The sequence below is a fragment of the Lentibacillus kimchii genome (genome assembly GCF_042666895.1).
Classification (GTDB): Bacteria; Bacillota; Bacilli; order Bacillales; family Amphibacillaceae; genus Lentibacillus; species Lentibacillus kimchii.
In genome coordinates, this window is record NZ_JBHTGR010000050.1 from 16,792 (window position 1) to 33,218 (window position 16,427).

General features: G+C 46.4%; 13 protein-coding genes. 9 read left to right on the plus strand and 4 right to left on the minus strand.

The window, feature by feature from the left end; translation table 11 throughout:
• Nucleotides 1-32 precede the first annotated feature (32 nt).
• The 9 genes from fabZ (at nucleotide 33) to ACFQU8_RS10335 (ending at nucleotide 10,685) form a co-directional block, all read left to right on the plus strand.
• Nucleotides 33-452: a 3-hydroxyacyl-ACP dehydratase FabZ gene (gene fabZ, locus ACFQU8_RS10295; protein ID WP_382359555.1), complete on the plus strand. Its 420-nt coding sequence runs from the start codon at nucleotides 33-35 to the stop codon at nucleotides 450-452.
• A gap of 132 nt (nucleotides 453-584) precedes the next feature.
• Nucleotides 585-887 carry a hypothetical protein gene (locus ACFQU8_RS10300; protein ID WP_382359558.1) on the plus strand — a complete coding sequence of 101 codons (303 nt, stop codon included), beginning with the start codon at nucleotides 585-587 and terminating at the stop codon, nucleotides 885-887.
• Nucleotides 888-1,159: 272 nt separating this feature from the next.
• Nucleotides 1,160-2,023 carry a TetR/AcrR family transcriptional regulator gene (locus tag ACFQU8_RS10305; RefSeq protein ID WP_382359561.1) on the plus strand — a complete coding sequence of 288 codons (864 nt, stop codon included), beginning with the start codon at nucleotides 1,160-1,162 and terminating at the stop codon, nucleotides 2,021-2,023.
• Between the two features lie 26 nt (nucleotides 2,024-2,049).
• Nucleotides 2,050-2,919 (plus strand): efflux RND transporter periplasmic adaptor subunit, encoded by an 870-nt coding sequence (locus ACFQU8_RS10310; RefSeq protein WP_382359564.1) that lies wholly within the window; start codon nucleotides 2,050-2,052, stop codon nucleotides 2,917-2,919.
• A complete protein-coding gene (locus tag ACFQU8_RS10315; protein ID WP_382359567.1) occupies nucleotides 2,916-5,966 on the plus strand; it encodes an efflux RND transporter permease subunit in 3,051 nt (1,016 codons plus the stop codon). The genes ACFQU8_RS10310 and ACFQU8_RS10315 overlap by 4 nt, the downstream gene beginning before the upstream one ends.
• A gap of 105 nt (nucleotides 5,967-6,071) precedes the next feature.
• The gene (locus ACFQU8_RS10320; RefSeq protein WP_382359570.1) at nucleotides 6,072-6,362 is read left to right on the plus strand and encodes a hypothetical protein; all 291 of its coding nucleotides are present in this window, start codon (nucleotides 6,072-6,074) and stop codon (nucleotides 6,360-6,362) included.
• A 134-nt stretch (nucleotides 6,363-6,496) separates the two neighbouring features.
• On the plus strand, nucleotides 6,497-7,573 hold the full coding sequence (locus ACFQU8_RS10325) for a glycosyltransferase family 4 protein (RefSeq protein WP_382359573.1): 1,077 nt from the start codon (nucleotides 6,497-6,499) through the stop codon (nucleotides 7,571-7,573).
• Nucleotides 7,574-7,792: 219 nt separating this feature from the next.
• Nucleotides 7,793-9,013: an amidohydrolase gene (locus ACFQU8_RS10330; RefSeq protein ID WP_382359576.1), complete on the plus strand. Its 1,221-nt coding sequence runs from the start codon at nucleotides 7,793-7,795 to the stop codon at nucleotides 9,011-9,013.
• A gap of 211 nt (nucleotides 9,014-9,224) precedes the next feature.
• On the plus strand, nucleotides 9,225-10,685 hold the full coding sequence (locus ACFQU8_RS10335) for an APC family permease (protein WP_382359579.1): 1,461 nt from the start codon (nucleotides 9,225-9,227) through the stop codon (nucleotides 10,683-10,685).
• 1,220 nt (nucleotides 10,686-11,905) lie between these two features.
• On the opposite strand, the gene ACFQU8_RS10340 is transcribed toward ACFQU8_RS10335, so the two are convergent.
• From ACFQU8_RS10340 to tagD, 4 genes are all read right to left on the minus strand, one after another.
• Entirely contained in the window at nucleotides 11,906-13,600 is a 1,695-nt protein-coding gene (locus tag ACFQU8_RS10340) for an aryl-sulfate sulfotransferase (protein ID WP_382359582.1), read from the minus strand.
• A 96-nt stretch (nucleotides 13,601-13,696) separates the two neighbouring features.
• Nucleotides 13,697-14,395, minus strand: coding sequence for a C39 family peptidase (locus ACFQU8_RS10345; protein ID WP_382359585.1), 699 nt, complete (start codon nucleotides 14,393-14,395; stop codon nucleotides 13,697-13,699).
• Nucleotides 14,396-14,510: 115 nt separating this feature from the next.
• Nucleotides 14,511-15,698 carry a CDP-glycerol glycerophosphotransferase family protein gene (locus ACFQU8_RS10350; RefSeq protein WP_382359588.1) on the minus strand — a complete coding sequence of 396 codons (1,188 nt, stop codon included), beginning with the start codon at nucleotides 15,696-15,698 and terminating at the stop codon, nucleotides 14,511-14,513.
• A complete protein-coding gene (gene tagD, locus ACFQU8_RS10355; protein ID WP_382359591.1) occupies nucleotides 15,688-16,086 on the minus strand; it encodes a glycerol-3-phosphate cytidylyltransferase in 399 nt (132 codons plus the stop codon). The genes ACFQU8_RS10350 and tagD overlap by 11 nt, the downstream gene beginning before the upstream one ends.
• Nucleotides 16,087-16,427 lie beyond the last annotated feature (341 nt).

Here is a 16,427-nt window from a genome sequence, read left to right on the forward strand (position 1 = left end):
ACTATATCATCCCACCTGAAGGAGCGATTGACATGGATAACGAACATATTAAAGAACGGATTCCGCACCGCTATCCGTTCCTGCTGGTTGATAAAGTGACGGACATAGAAGAAGGCCAGCGGGTTGTTGGTATTAAGAATGTTTCGGCTAATGAGCCATTCTTCCAGGGCCATTTTCCCGACTACCCCGTTATGCCTGGTGTTCTGATCGTAGAAGCCTTAGCTCAGGCAGGGGCGATTGGTGTCCTCGGCAGTGAGGAGAATGAAGGGAAAATCGGCTTTTTGGCAGGCCTGGACAAATGCCGCTTTAAACGCCAGGTGAAGCCAGGCGATCAGCTGCAATTAGAAGTGGAAATCACCCGTCTGAAAGGGTCAATTGGCAAAGGAAAGGGTATCGCCACCGTTGACGGGGAAACGGCCTGTGAGGCTGAGATTACATTTGCGATTCAATAGATGATTCGTTCGTTTCGCTGACTAAGCACCGGCAGCATGGCGTTCCTCCAACAGATAAGTGAGCATCTGTATCACTTTGGCTGAACAGGTTATACTAAGCCAAACGCGGTGACATTAAAGGAGGAACGCAACGTGCGCAAATTTAGCTTCTACCGGAAACTTGGTGTGCTGCTAATGGCTCTGTCGGTGCTTACAGCCTGCGGGGACACTGACGAAAATGATAAAGATGATAAGCCGAATAACGCCCCGGCCAATGAAGAAAATAAATCCCCCGATATGAACGGGCCTGATGAGGATGATCCGCATTTAAATGATAGCGGTGAACCGAAAGAGGATCAGATTGACACGGATAAGAAAAGCTATGACGGCCGTAATAACCCCTCAAATAATAAAGACCAGAGCGATGATCGGATGGAAAATGACACGAACCAGTAAACAAAGCATCAGATCTGGCCAAGCCCGCCCGCCCCTGTTTATGGCGTCTCAGACGAAAAAGCGCATACAGCGCTTCTCCCTGAGGTCATGACATTTCCGGGGGCGTTTTTTTGGTTGCTTTTACCGTATTTGGCATGTAGAATATTAAGATGACTGACCGGTTAGTTTTATATGACGATGTGCCGAATCGAACACTCTCACCATACTTATGGGCATCAGAAGCCATACCCGTCTTTAAACCATGAACTCAAAAAAGAAAATCAGGTGTTGTTATGAATCCGAAGAAGCTGAAATTGATCGAGTCCGGCATGATGCTGTTTTCTGAGAAAGGGTATCATGCGACATCGATTGAAACGATTGCAACTGAAGCAGGTATGTCTAAAGGGGCATTTTATCTGCATTTCCACTCGAAAAAAGATTTTGTTATGACCGCTCTACACCTCTATTACCAGGAAATCAGCAACCGGATACAGCACGTGCAGGAAGAAAACCTTACACCAAGTGACAGCCTGGCCAAGCAGATCGATGTTGTTACCCAGTTTATTTACAAATATAAAGAAGTGCTGACAATGTATCTTCGCGAGAACAGTGTTATGGGAACTCAAACGGATACACTGATTCAGCAGATGAAACTGGCGCATTTTAACTGGCTGCAGCAAAATATCCAGCAGATTTACGGTACGGAAATGGCGGGCTTTTACCCGGATCTTGTTATTCAGCTTGAAGGTCTGATGAACGGCTATTTTAAATGGATTATTATTGATGGCATCGCTATTGACCGCCATTACTTAGGCACATATCTTGTACGACGGATTGATGATATGGTGAAAGGAATGCTCGAACGCGGGGAAGCACCGCTCGTGACAATGAATCACGTTGAAGAGTGGTCTCGGGGAGTCTCGGATGTCACGTCAGTTTTGACGGCCATGCAAGCCAAAATCGATACATTAAATCTGACTTCAGAAAAAGCTGAGCAGCTGCATGATGCGCTTAATATGCTTTTTGAGGCGATTGAAAAGGATGAATCGCAAGCACCGCTGATTCAGGGGCTGCTTGTTCACTTTCAGCGCATACCGGCTTTTGTACCGGATTGTCATGAAATAGCACGTCAGTTACATATCGATTTATTGGACTAAAAAACTGGAGAAGAGGAGATTCAGCCATGCGAAAAATAAGTGTGAGCATTGCAGTGGTTTTACTTATAGGGATACTCGCTGCATGCAGTCAGGACGCAGAAGACGATGACAAGGACCAGGAGGATCAGGTAACTTCCGTTGAAACGGCGAAAGTGACAGCCGATGATCTCGTGATTAATCAATCGCTGTACGGGCGCACCAAGCCGGATAAAACAACGCCTGTCATGGTACAGAGTCCCGGTGAGGTAACCGAACTGAACGTGGCCGATGGTGATATGGTTGAGGAAGATGATCATCTGGCAACGATTAAGAGCCAGGCCGGCGAACAGACAATTAATGCACGGACAGACGGCGAAATCACTAATTTGAATGTTCAGGAGAATGACATGGCGTCACAGGAAAAGCCGCTTATGGTGATTGCTGACTTCGATCCCATGACCCTTTCGTATACGGTGACGGCTGATGAGCAGCAAGACTTAGGGACAGATGATACGTATACGGCGGTTATCGATGGAACAGAATATGACGCTGCTATCACGTCTGTCGGCTCAATGCCTGATGATACAGGTCTTTACCCAGTTAAGGCATCGGTTGATAATGCGGATGGCAATATTTTAGCCGGCATGATTTCTAAGCTGATTGTGCCGAAGAAAAAGGTTAGCGATTCGCTGATTGTGCCGACAGAAGCTGTCGTTACCGAAAGCGGTGAAACCTTCGTTTATGTCGTTGAGGATGATAAGGCCGTGAAGAAGGATGTGACTGTGAAAGAAAGCCAATCGAAAAAATCAGCTGTTAAAGGCGATGTTAAGGAAGGCGATCAAGTGGTCGTGAACGGTCTTCTAACCCTATCGGACGGTGCAGATGTTGACGTTGTCCAAGAGGGGGGTAATTCGTGAAGCTTGTTAAATCATCAGTCAAACGGCCTGTAGGCGTCATTATGATCGTTCTGGCGATTATTGCGCTCGGAACGGTCTCAGTTCGTAACTTGAATGTTGATCTGCTTCCCGATATTGATTTGCCGATCGCGGTTGTGGCGACATCGTACCCGGAAGCGGCACCTGAAGAAGTAGAGGATTTAATCAGCCGTCCGGTTGAGTCTTCTGTCAGTTCGATAGAAGGCATTGACACCGTGCAATCGCAGTCTCAGTCTGGCAGCTCGCTGGTTATGATGATGTTCAACAGCGGGACAGATCTTGACCAGGCGATGCTCGATGTGCGGGAAAACATCGATAAAGTGAAAGGTTCTTTGCCCGAAAGTGCCGGAGATCCGAGTGTTTTGCGATTCGACCCGGATCAAATGCCGGTTATGCAGGTGAGCCTCACAGGTGATGATGCAACAAAATTGACGCAAGTTGCGGATGACCAGATTGTGCCGTTTCTTGAACGGCAGAACGGGGTCGCATCCGTCAATGTTGAAGGAGCCAAAGACCGGGAGATTCAACTCGAACTCGATCAAGCCAAACTCCAGGAATATGGGGTAACGGCTAATTCGATCAGTCAGGCTCTGAAGAACTCGAACCAGTCGTCCTCTGCCGGTACTGTTAAAAAGGGCAACAAGGATCTGCAGCTGAGAGTGATTGGTGAATTTGACTCACTTGATGAGATCCGAAATACGCTTGTGCCTACTGAGTCAGATGAAACGGTTCATGTCGATGATGTGGCCGACGTTAACGATACGTATAAAGGATCATCAGGGGAAACAATGGTAAACGGTGATCAGGCTGTTGTGTTATCGATCATGAAAAAAACCGATGCCAACACAGTATCGGTTGCTGATACCATTCATAACAGCATGAGTAATGTTCAGGAGGATCTCCCGTCAGGGGTAAGTGCTGATGTTGTCATTGATACGTCTGATTCGATTAAAATGTCCATTAGATCGGTGATCCAGAATATTCTGATCGGCGGTATCATCTCCTTCCTGATTTTACTGCTGTTCTTGAAAAGTTTCCGGGCGACGCTCGTTATTGGTGTATCGATCCCGATTGCCATTATATCGACATTCTCGCTGATGTATTTCACAGGTGAGACGCTGAATGTGCTGACTCTGGGAGGGCTGGCGCTTGGCCTTGGCATGATGGTCGACAGCTCTATCGTAATACTGGAGCACATATATACGTACCGACAGCGGGGCTATTCACTGAAGGATGCAGCCATTAAAGGGGCATCGGAACTGACGCCAGCTGTGATTGCATCAACAACGACGACATTGGTTGTCTTTTTGCCGATGATCTTTGTTGACGGAATTGCAGCCAATCTGTTTGCACCGCTGGCTATAACGATTTCCTTCGCCCTGATTGCATCTTTGGTTGTAGCGATAACGCTCGTACCAATGCTGTCATCGAAATTGCTCGTTAAAGCCACTGAAAACAGCGGCAAGCGTTATTGGTTCAGCCGGGTCCTTGATCGCGTGACAAACGGCTATCAATCGGCACTGAAATGGGTGCTGGGTCACCGGAAAACAACTGTTTTCGGGACGCTGGCCCTGATTGTTGGCAGTCTGCTGCTCATTCCGGCGATAGGTGCATCGTTTATTCCATCATCGGACCAGGGACAGCTGCAAGTGACTGTGAAAACAGACACAGGAAGTACTAAGGAGCACACAGAAGACGTGACCGAGAAGGTTAACACCCGTTTAGGTGACTATGACGATGTGCTTGAGACTACTTATCTCAATGTTGGCGGTGATGCGTCCAATCAAGCATCCTATATGATGGAACTGACGTCTTCATCTGAGCGCTCACAATCAACCGAAGAAGTGGTACAATCGATGACTGAGGATCTCAAGTCGGTACCTGGCGCGGATATAACCGTCCAGTCAACCAATAGTGCGTCCGGTCTGGGGGATCCGGTGCAAATCAGTTTGAGCGGACCGGAACATGACGTTCTGAATGATCTGGCTGCTGAAGTAACTGACGAGATTTCCCAAGTAGACGGTGTGAGTAATCCTGCATCATCTGCTGAGAAGGGCACACCGCAGATGCACATTGACATCGATTCTGAAAAAGCAGCGATGTACGGACTGACGGCACAGCAGATAACAGGTCAGCTTCAGCTCCAGTTCACTGGCCAGACAGCTGCCAAGTACCGTGAAGACGGAAGTGAAATGGATGTGACGCTCAAGTATCCGGAAGATGAGCGCAGCACGATCAGTGACCTGGAGGATGTGTCCATTCAGTCGAAAAGCGGTGCATCTGTTCCACTGAAATCAGTGGTTACGCTGGAAGAAACACAAGGCCCAGCGACATTGCAGCGTGAAGATCAGCAGCCGCAGCTGAATGTGACGTCAGAAATAGCGGGCCGTGATCTGGGAAGCGTTACAAATGATATCCAGGACCGATTGGACAGTATGAACTTTCCAGAAGGCTACGACTATAACATCGGCGGCCAGGCTGAGGATATGGCTAGCTCGTTCAAGGACTTGTCTGTCGCGCTGGTGTTCTCGATTTTCCTTGTTTATGCCGTGATGGCGGTGCAGTTTGAAAACTTCTTATTCCCGTTTGTTATTATGTTTTCACTGCCGACAACGATTATAGGTGTATTGTTCGGCTTCTTTATAACGGGGCTGCCGCTGAGTATTCCGGCGTTTATCGGGATTATTATGCTGGCCGGTATTGTTGTTAATAACTCGATCGTGCTGGTTGATTATATTAATATACTGCGCGGTGAAGGCTATGGCAGCGATCGATATACCGCAATTATCGAAGCAGGTGCCAGCCGTCTGCGGCCGATACTGATGACGACATTGACGACGATTCTCGCGATGGTGCCGCTCGGACTGGCGCTTGGCGAGGGTGCGGAAATGCAGCAGCCACTAGCCATTACGATTATATTTGGTTTGACGGTTTCCAGCATCTTCACCCTGTTGTTCATACCCGTGGTCTATACACTGTTTGATGACCTGACGGCAAAATTCACACGCCGCGGAAAGAAAGCTAAATAATAGTAAAGGCTCCCTGCCGCGGCAGGGAGCCTTTATAAAAGGACACAAGCTGGCATGGTTTTAAAAAGTTTGCTATGATAAATGATATATGAAGGAGGTAGCATAATGGCATGGTCACGAATGATGAAATGGGTAACCGGTGGCTGTGAAGCGTTTCTCGGAATTCCGATAATCGGCGGTTCCCTTGTTTTTAGTACAACATGGGGCATCCTGTTAGTCATGTTCATCCTGCACCTTATAACATTGCTTCTGGCAAACAGAGGGAATAGAAGTATTGCGGGAAGTGTGCTCGGCATGGTCACATCATTTGTCGGTGTCATCCCGATACTTGGCATGCTCATGCATATCATAACCGCCATTATCTTAATCATCGACGCTGCGACACCGGAACGTTAAAACGGGCGAAAACGAGCGGTTAATCAGCAAGCATGACAGACTGCTGATTTAAATTTGTCTCACCGCCAACAGTCAGCTATAATTTAGACATATCTGGCACGTTTAACATACGGAAGCGATCAAGGGGATCCATTATGTTCAATTACAGTGATTGGGCGATTGCATGTTTAATTGCCCTTGTATCGACATTTCTATTAACCTATCCTGTTAAAAAGCTGGCCATTAAAATCAAAGTGGTCGATATGCCGAATGAGCGTAAAATACATACAAACTCAACACCAAGACTGGGCGGTCTGGCTATATTTCTCGGGACGCTGCTTGGCGGGCTTTATATACAGCCACAGCATGACCATTTGCTGGCGATTGTGCTCGGGGCAGTCGTTATTCTGATCACAGGGGCATTGGATGACCGCTTCTCCCTTCGTCCGGTGGTTAAATTAGCGGGTCAGCTGATGGCGGCGTCTTTTTTGATTTCCTCTGATCTGGTGATTGAACAAATCACCCTTCCTGCAATCGGGAGAATTGATCTTGGCTTCTTGAGTGTTCTGATAACAGCCGTCTGGATTGTCGGCATAACCAATGCCATTAATCTATTAGACGGGCTCGATGGGCTGGCCACTGGTGTTTCGACGATTGCGCTTTCGAGTATGTTCGTGATGGCGATCATTGACGGACAAGCGCTTCCGGCTGCTCTGTGCATTATTCTAATTGGGGCGAATCTTGGGTTTCTATACCATAATTTCCATCCAGCTCATATTTATATGGGGGATGCCGGTTCGAATTTTCTCGGCTTCATGATTGCGGTTGTGTCGATTGTTGGCCTGTTTAAAAATCTCACGCTTTTCGGTTTCATCATACCCGTGATTGTGCTTGCTGTGCCTATTTTTGATACCTTGTTTACCATGGTTCGCCGCGCCTATCATCAGGATCCGATCATGATGCCTGATAATAAACATATCCATTACCGGCTGCTGGCTGCAGGCTTGAGTCACCGGCAGACCGTTCTGGTGCTTTATGGGTTCAGTGCTTTATTTGGAACGATGGCTATTCTCTTCTCCTCCGCTAACGTGCTGGTCGGCATCGGTATTACGATTCTCGTCCTGTTTCTGCTGCAAATCTTTGCAGAAGCAGGCGGCCTGGTAACGGATGGCAGACGTCCAGTGCTGGAAGGCTTGAAACGTCTGTTCCGGAGGCGGGGTAAGGGGCATTGAAAGGTATTGATGCAGATCAATCATCCGCCGGACTGCTGGTGGGTGATTTTTTATATAAGATCCTGTGTGAGATTTTTGCACGTTCGGTGTCGGTTCGGTGATGATACAGGGTCAGCCTTATTTATAGAAAATAGCGACCATTTGCTGTAGAATGACATGCGTCAACGGTTGAATTAGAACGGATCACCATGAGGCTGACAATGGAAAGGACCGATTATCATGACGACGGCGTTTTGGCTTACAAATGCATTATTGGAGACAGGCTATCAAACGTTTCAAGGCAGAATAACGGGAACGGCAACAGACTTGTTTAATCTACTGATCGAGGATGGGAAGGTGAGCCAGGTTGTCCCGGCTGCCGATTCATTGACGGATGATTTACCTCAAACAGATGCCGGTGGCCTGCTGCTGATCCCTTCGTTTATTGAAAAACACTGTCATCTGGACAAGACACTGCTGGGTGATCAGTGGCGTTCGGTCACACTTGTTGACAGTATTTTCGAGCGTTTTGACATTGAGAAAAATGTCTTGTCATCATTGGAGACAACGACGCAGACGCGTGCTGAGAAGCTGCTTAATTGTTACGCATCATCTGGTGTGACGCATGTGCGCAGTCATGTCGACATTTACCCGGAAGCAGGGCTAACGAACCTGGAGGAAGTGCAAAAAGCGCTGGAGACCTATGAAGGTCAGTTATCGTCTGAGCTGGTAGCATTCCCGCAGCATGGTTTACTGCGCTCCGGGGCACAAGATCTGGTTAGAGACGCGCTTCGAAATGGTGCAGACTATGTGGGCGGTGTTGATCCTGCAATGGTGGACGGTGATATTGAAACGTCGCTGCAAACTACGGTTGAGCTTGCGGCAACGGAAAATGCCGGCATTGATTTGCATTTACACGATGCTGGTCATTTAGGCATTTTTACAATGCAGCGTTTAGCACAATTAACGAAGGAAGCCGGACTGCAGGGAAATGTATCGGTCAGTCACGCTTTTGGACTCGGAGATATTCCGGTGTCACAGGCGGCAGAAATGGCCGAGCAATTGCAGGAGGCAGGAATTGCGATTATTTCCAATGTGCCGATTGACGGCCGGTTCCCGCCGCTTCCTCTGCTTGCCGGACGTGGTGTCAACGTCGCGCTTGGCTGTGATAATATTTTTGATGTATGGTCACCATTCGGCAATGGCGATGTATTAGAACGGGCCAATCGTTTGGCCGAAGTTTCCCAGTGGGTGGATGAACGATCCCTCAGTCAGACGCTGTCATTTATCACGGGCGGCAAGACACCTCTGAATGAAGCCGGCGAACAGGTTTGGCCGCACATTGGCGATGAGGCGAGCTTTACATTTGCCGATGCCACCTGCTCGGCAGAAGTAGTAGCCAGACGGCGCGAACGTTTAGTAACGATGTTTCAAGGGAACGTCATTTCCGGTTCGTTTTAATGGCTGTTAAGAAAAGAATTATTAGCGGCATGATCAGTAGCGCCCAGTTAGTAAAAATCAGCTGATATCAGCTGATTTTTAACATAGCAGCTGACCCCGTAAGCATTGCAAGCCTGTCTGAATCATTGTTGCCATCTGATTTTGCAAACGGCAGTAAAGTCTGGTATAGCCAACAGGATAGTCTCAATCAAATGCAAAAAGGAGATAAATCATGGAAAAGCGTACAACCTTAAAGCAATCGTTAAAGCCGCATTGGGTCTGGGCGATAGCCCTGGGCTCATCAATCGGCTGGGGCGTGTTTGTGCAGCCCACCAATTGGATGGATACAGCTGGCCCAATGGGCGTCATTATCGGGCTGTCCATCGGTGCACTGCTCATGATGCTGATTGCTGTAAGCTACGGTTTTATGGTTAAAAGTTTTCCGGTATCAGGCGGCGAATTCGCTTACTCGTATATCAGTCTGGGACGCACACATGCGTTTATCAGCGGCTGGTTTCTGACGCTGGGCTATTTGTGTATTGTCGCGCTAAATGCTTCGGCATTTGCTCTGATGATCAAATTTGTGTTTCCGTCGATCCTTAACACGATGCATATGTATACGATTGCCGGCTGGAATGTTCACTTCACGGAAGTGCTGATTGCCTCGGTGCTGCTGGGAATTTTCGGTTACTTTAATATTCGGGGATCCAGTCTTTCCGGCCGGATGCAGTTTGTGTTTTGCACCATTATGGTACTTAGTGTGATTGCGATTACGGTCATGGTAGGTGTCCAGCCTGGATCAGGTCTTTCCAATGTGCAGCCATTATTCACAACCGATAAAACCGCATTTGCGGCGATCATTTCGATTGTGGCCATTGCGCCGTGGGCTTATGTTGGTTTTGATAATGTTCCGCAGGCGGCCGAGGAATTTCATTTTTCCTCGCGAAAAGCTTTTAGTTTAATCATTTTGGCCATTTTCTTTGCAGCGCTGCTCTACGGCCTGATGGTGTTTGCCACGTCTATGATTGCGCCGTGGCAGAGTCTCGTTGCCCAAGATCAAACGTGGGGAACGGGTGCAGCCATTCAGGGACTGCTCGGCAATGCCGGCCTTGTTATTCTGGTTGCAGGCTTGACGATGGGCATTTTCACCGGACTGAACGGTTTTATTATGTCAGCCAGCCGTTTGCTATTCGCGATGTCACGCGCCCGGGTTCTTCCATCGATATTCTCCAAGTTGCATCCCAAGTATGAAACGCCGCATGTCAGCATCATCTTCACGGTTGGTGTGGCGATGGTGGCACCATGGTTTGGGCGTGAGGCTCTGACATGGGTCGTGGATATGTCTTCGGTTGGTGTAACGATTGCTTACTTTTATACTTGTTTTACGGCGTTCAGGCTATTCTTGTGGTCCGGAAACCGTGATTTCAACACGGATAAATATAGTGTCGCACCGGTAAAGAAAGTATTTGCAGCCCTCGGTATGGCAGCGAGCATTGCCTTTCTGGCACTCCTGCTCATTCCAGGTTCACCAGCTGCACTAGGCAAAGAATCGTTCATCGCACTCATCGTTTGGATTGTGCTCGGAGCTATCTTTTATCTGACGCATCGCAAAGAATTGCAGCAAATCCCGACGGACGAGCTTAACTATCTGATCCTGGGCTCAAAAGAAATCAAAATGAAACATCAGGATTAAATCTGAGTTACCGTAACGGGTTCAGCAGGGAAGAAAACAAAAAAACAGTATATGAAACAGGGGTGCCAATTATATATGATTGAGCATCCCTGTTTTTAATAAGGTTTACACTCCTCTGTATATTTTAATGAATTTTTTAAATACACTTACTTTTTTCTCTAATTGTTTCAAAGGTACGAGACCTTTTATGTTAAAATAATTGTTAAGTACCGTGCCATAAACAGGCCAGATTGTTTGATAAGGAGCTAAAAAAATGATCTTAAATGTGTTATATATAATCTCAATAGTCGCTTTTATAGTTGTCATACCATTTATAATTAAAAAAGAAAAAAAGTAGGTGCCTCAGGTGTAAAAAGTGCGTTAACGTCAATCTGCTTTTTGCTTGTAGCTTTGATAAATATCTCAGCTTATTGGTTTAATTTTATGGGGTTATTATCCTGGACTATAAGCTTTTTTCTAATAATCTTAGCCGCTTATTTCACAAAATTCTTACCTGCCCCTAGAGAAAGTAATTGAACAAGCAAGTGCCGTTGCTGAATAAACACTGTGCCTGAATCGGGCCAGATTGGTGAGAGTTCATAACTATTAGAGGAGGTATTATGTCTGTGGTGGGTTGGATAGCAATTATTTCGGTATTACTAACTATTTCCAGCTTTTATTTCACTCTATCCTTTATTGAGAGCCTGCATAAAAAAGATGAGAGAATTACTAAGCAATCAAAAGCAGCTGCTATTATTTGTCTAGGGATAGCTTTAATATTACCAGTCATATTTATATTTCTATAAATTTTAAGAAAAACAAGAGTCATACTTAATTATTGATCTACAAAGATTTCCTGACGTTTTAACATGGCATGGATCCAGCAAACTGGACACGACTGGTGCATTGCATAGCAGCATACAACATTGAAAGGGGGCTGGGACATAACGAAAATGAATACCTCAAGCGTCGAACATGCTCCGATTTAGCGGAGGAAAAGACGGAGACTCCTGCGGGAGCAAAGGATAGGTGAGACCCCGGAGCGCGCCAGCGCGAGAAGGCTCACCAGCCGCCCGCGGAAAGCGACGTCTTTCTCCGGAGCGGTTCAGTCACGCAAGTGGTTCGTACTTTTTGTCCCAGCTTCGTACTATGCTTATCATTTTCATTCAGCGAGGGTTTTGTCCCAGCCACCTTTTTGCTTGTTATTTATAATTGTTATTGCCGCTGCCTTTTAAATCGTTCTATTCAAGAAAGGAAGCGGTATTTTCCCAGGTGTCGGTATATAATTGGTGACGGACACCGCGATATACCCAGGCACCTGAAGGAAAGTCGTCCATTTCTGCCTCAAAGACGACATTGGCATCGTCATCATGCGTCACTTCGACAATATTGCTCTGGTTGCCTTCGTCCACATGACCAAATCCTATCAGCACGTTGCCGGTATTTGGCTGGTAGCGGGCACTGCCAATAATATTAGTGAAAAAGTCCTCACCGCGTTCTTCACCATATGTCCAGATCAATTTGGCTTCCTTGGTTTTTTCATTAACCCGGTAGTGCGATGCAGCGCTGAATTCCTTGGATAAGTCCTCATTACCACGCGTCACAACGGTATTATTGTCATACAGCAGCAAATCGATGGTGTCCGGATTATCGTCAAAATCAGGCAGGATGCGGACATCGTGCTGGCCTGCCGGGTATTTAAAGTCGTCGCCCTGTCCCTCAACTAAATATTGTTCCATTTGCTTATCCCAGTCTTCCGGATAAGCAAGGATCCATTGGATTTCTTCCGTTTCATAATCAATTTTCATGACGGTGTCACTGTTCCGTCCAGAAATGATAATGCTGTTATCATCATCATCATAAACGACGGCATTCTGATGGAACCAATCTACTGGATCATCGCCAGGTTTAAAATCGTTGCCGCCATATTCTTCATACGCATCAGCTGGAAACAGATCTTTTAAGTCAATTTGGTTGACGACATCGCCGGTCTTACGGTTGATTTCGATCATCGTATCTTCCTTATACGTGCCTTCATCATCATTGACAGTAAGAAGAAGATTTCCTGATGGCAATTCAGCAGCGTCATGGTGTATCAGGGTTGACTCCATTCCGTCAGATTCGGCTTCAGCAACCTCTTCACTGATCTTGAAGGCATTGTATAACTTGCCTAAATAATTGGTTTCAAACAGGCGATTATAAGCGCCTCCGCTATTGTCATCCTTGCCCAGATACAATAAGTGACCATTGTCCAGTTCGTGGAAAATGTGGCTGTTATAGCCCGATCCATACCAGCGGATATCACCATTTGTGTCAAAGCCGTAATTATATTTGGTGCTCGGTATAGCAAATGTCAGCTCATTTGGCTGGATATCCATTTTGTCTTTTTTAGCGGTTTTAATGTTAACCGTTGGAATGTAATCCGGTAATTTCTCAGTTGTAATCGTGATCGTTTTTTCGGATGTGTCGCCGTCTTCTGTTTCAGCTGTAATGGTCACTTTATTGTCCTGATCAGGATAAAGCCCTAACACAGCCAGCTCATGATGGGTTCTATAATCATCAATTGTATTGGAAATAGTGGATGATGCGTCCTTGCCCTTGACGGTAAAGGATACTTTGGCTGCTTGCTCTGTATCAAAAACAACCAAGGCTGCAAGCGGGCTTCGGTCATAAGGATCCAGCTTGACATAAGGATTACTTAATGTGCTGCCCTCACTCTCATCCGCCATAGTGGCTTCCAGCTTCTCTTGTTTATCCAGGCGTTTAGAAGCCTTTTTCGGTGGGTATGGGTAAGGCTTTTCTTTCTGTTTTTCTGCTGCCTCGCTATCTTTTGAATGGTTGTCCGCTTCCTGATTTGTATCATTATTTAGAAAGAAAAAAACAAATGCAAGGCTTGCAACAACAACGACGGCAGAGATGGTTAAAATTTTTTTCATGTTTCCGCTCCTTATTGTCTGGCATTGTTTGGCGTTGCACTTATTCTACCATAGACGCTAGATTCGTGAAATAGATAATGCGGTGGACAGCTAGCTCTAATGGCCGGCTTTGTCTGTCAGTGTTATGGCTCGTCTGCCCATAGACTGCCAGTTCCGGACAAAGCGCTGCCGGTCATAAAATTCGGCTTCTCCGGTATGCGGGTCATGGCAGATAACGTGCTCAGCATCGATTCCGATAAGCACCACAGCATGTTCGTTTTCATACCAGTCGATAACCTGACCATCCGGAGCGGTCCAGGACAGTCCGTAATAGGTGTCACGCTGCGCCAGTGTGGTCCAGGCGAGCACGGGCCTGCCTGAGCGGATGATGTCAATAAGTGCTGTGAATGGTTTGCCTGAGAGATCAGCACCGCGGCCGGGCATAAATGTTTCCAGTGCTTCCAGAACCGGGCCTTCGAACACACCGTAGCTGCCGTCTTCCGAATCGGTATACGGATCACCGACAAACGCTTGATTAGGATGAGCACCTTTGAGCTGGCCATCTGCCATATGGACCTTGTCACCTTGCTTCAAGCTGTCCGCTGCAGTGTATGTTGTCACTGGTTCGCCGTGTCCCCAGCTTAACAGCATCGCGAGCGATGCAGCTTCACATCCAGTCGGCAGCTCGGGGTATTGTTTGTAGGCGGGAACCCCGGTGATCACTGTCGTCTTGCCCGGTGCCTGTACCCGCCGGCGTCCCAGCAGCCAAAAGATGCCAGCAAGTCCTGTATAGGCGGCCAATCGTTTGAGTGACATGTGCACCACCTCCAATTATGATCTTGCGCTAGTATCATTATGCCAGGCCATATCTTTCAATTCATGGAGAAAACGTATGCTTTTTAAAAACCCGGAGGCAATCACTGCCTCCGGGTTAGGCTTCACGGACAACGTCATAAGTTCTGTCTTCTGTTTGATAGACGGCTTTAATCAGACTGTCGCTTGCAGTCCCTTGTGAGTATTGATTCCATTCATCCGCAAATGACTTAATGCGTTCGAAATCAAACGTATTCTGTTCAATGACGCTGATCAGTTCATTAGTATGCGTGACAACAGGACCAGGGACAAGTTCTTCATAGGATCCCCAAAAGCCGCGTTCTTCCGTGTATTGTTCCTGATCATAAGCGAAGAACACCATTGGCCTGTTTAAAAGTGAAAACTCAAATGGAATAGATGAATAATCCGTAATTAAAATATCCGTTACCAATAGAAGATGATTAAGTGAATGCTGGCCGGATACATTAAATACAAAGCCAGGGTACTTATTCTGAAACGCATTTTCGACCGCCGGATGCAAGCGCAGGAGCAGTACGCAGTCATGTTTAAGAGCATGGTGCATTTTATCGATATCCAGTTGTATATCCTTGATATCGATGGTGTCATCGCGGTAAGTCGGCGCATATAACAGCACTTTTTTGTCATACAGCACCGGGTATTCCGCAATTAATGCATCGCGTGATTCCTGTTTTGCCGCTTCATCGAAAAAGAAATCGGTCCTTGGTATGCCTGTCCGTAAAATACGCTCTTCAGATACGTTGAAACTCCGCTTGAAAATGGATGCCATATTGTCTGAGCCAGTGACGACCGAATCAAACTGGCTATATACTTTCCGGAAACGTTTATTCGCGCTTTTTGAACGATAGTGATTCGATGGGTCTTCCAATCCGAATTTCTTAATGGCTCCGGCAGCATGCCAAACCTGGATGCAGCGGACATTTGGCTTGAAGTCTGCGGCGGCCAGAAACCCGTAGTAGTTATCGACAATAATCGCATGGGATGTGGCCAAATGATAGACAGAACGCAGCCAGTCCAGCATGCGGCTGACCTCAAATGTTCTTATAATTCTCGTTGGTGTGCGGAAGTCTGTGCTGCAATGGGAAGTTTTGAGAATAACAACCTGATCATCTGTCTGCTTTTCAAGTGCCCTTGCGCTGTACAAAATATTTTCCCCAAATGAAGCAACAAATGTTGTTTTCTTCTTCTGGGGAAACCGTTTAAAGATCATAAACATAACGCGAAAAGCAAACAGATACAGCGTAATGGCCAGTTCTCTAAACATCATTGGTCATATTTAAATCAGATTTGATTTTAGTTGTTGATATTCCCACTGTCCGCGGCAAATAGACAACCTCACAGGAGTCTTTCAGGAAGTCAAATTCACCTCTCCAGTCATCACCCATAACAAACACATCAACATCATGTTTATTAATGTCTTCCGCCTTTTGCTCCCAGTTATGCTCGGGTATGACTTCATCGACATAGCGGATGGCTTCCAGAATCACTTTGCGCTGTTCAAACGTGTAGTAGGCCTGTTTATGCTTAAGGGCGTTGAATTCATCAGACGAAATAGCTACGATTAAATAATCACCATATGCCTTGGCACGCCGTAAAATATTAATATGACCGACATGCAGCAAGTCAAATGTACCGTATGTGATCACTTTCTTCATGTCACAGAACCTCCCGTTTATGACCTCATTTATTTGTATGATCGTTATTCAGTCTTTGTGTGCTGCTTCTATTTCCAATCATTATATACCTAGAAGACTAATTGCTATTATACTATGAAAGTCAACTAATATAAACATGTATTTTATGTTAATACACGCCGCAGTTCGTGCGAATACGTATGGCAGTATTTGATGAAAGTTGTCATATTAAGGTTTCCATTTCATTTTTTTCCTAGTATAATAGCCACGGAGTAGATTAATATTCTGACAATACAGGAAGGTCCAGTCTGACTATTAATCTAGCAAATACAAGACAACACACGATTGTCGCATGGGGGTAT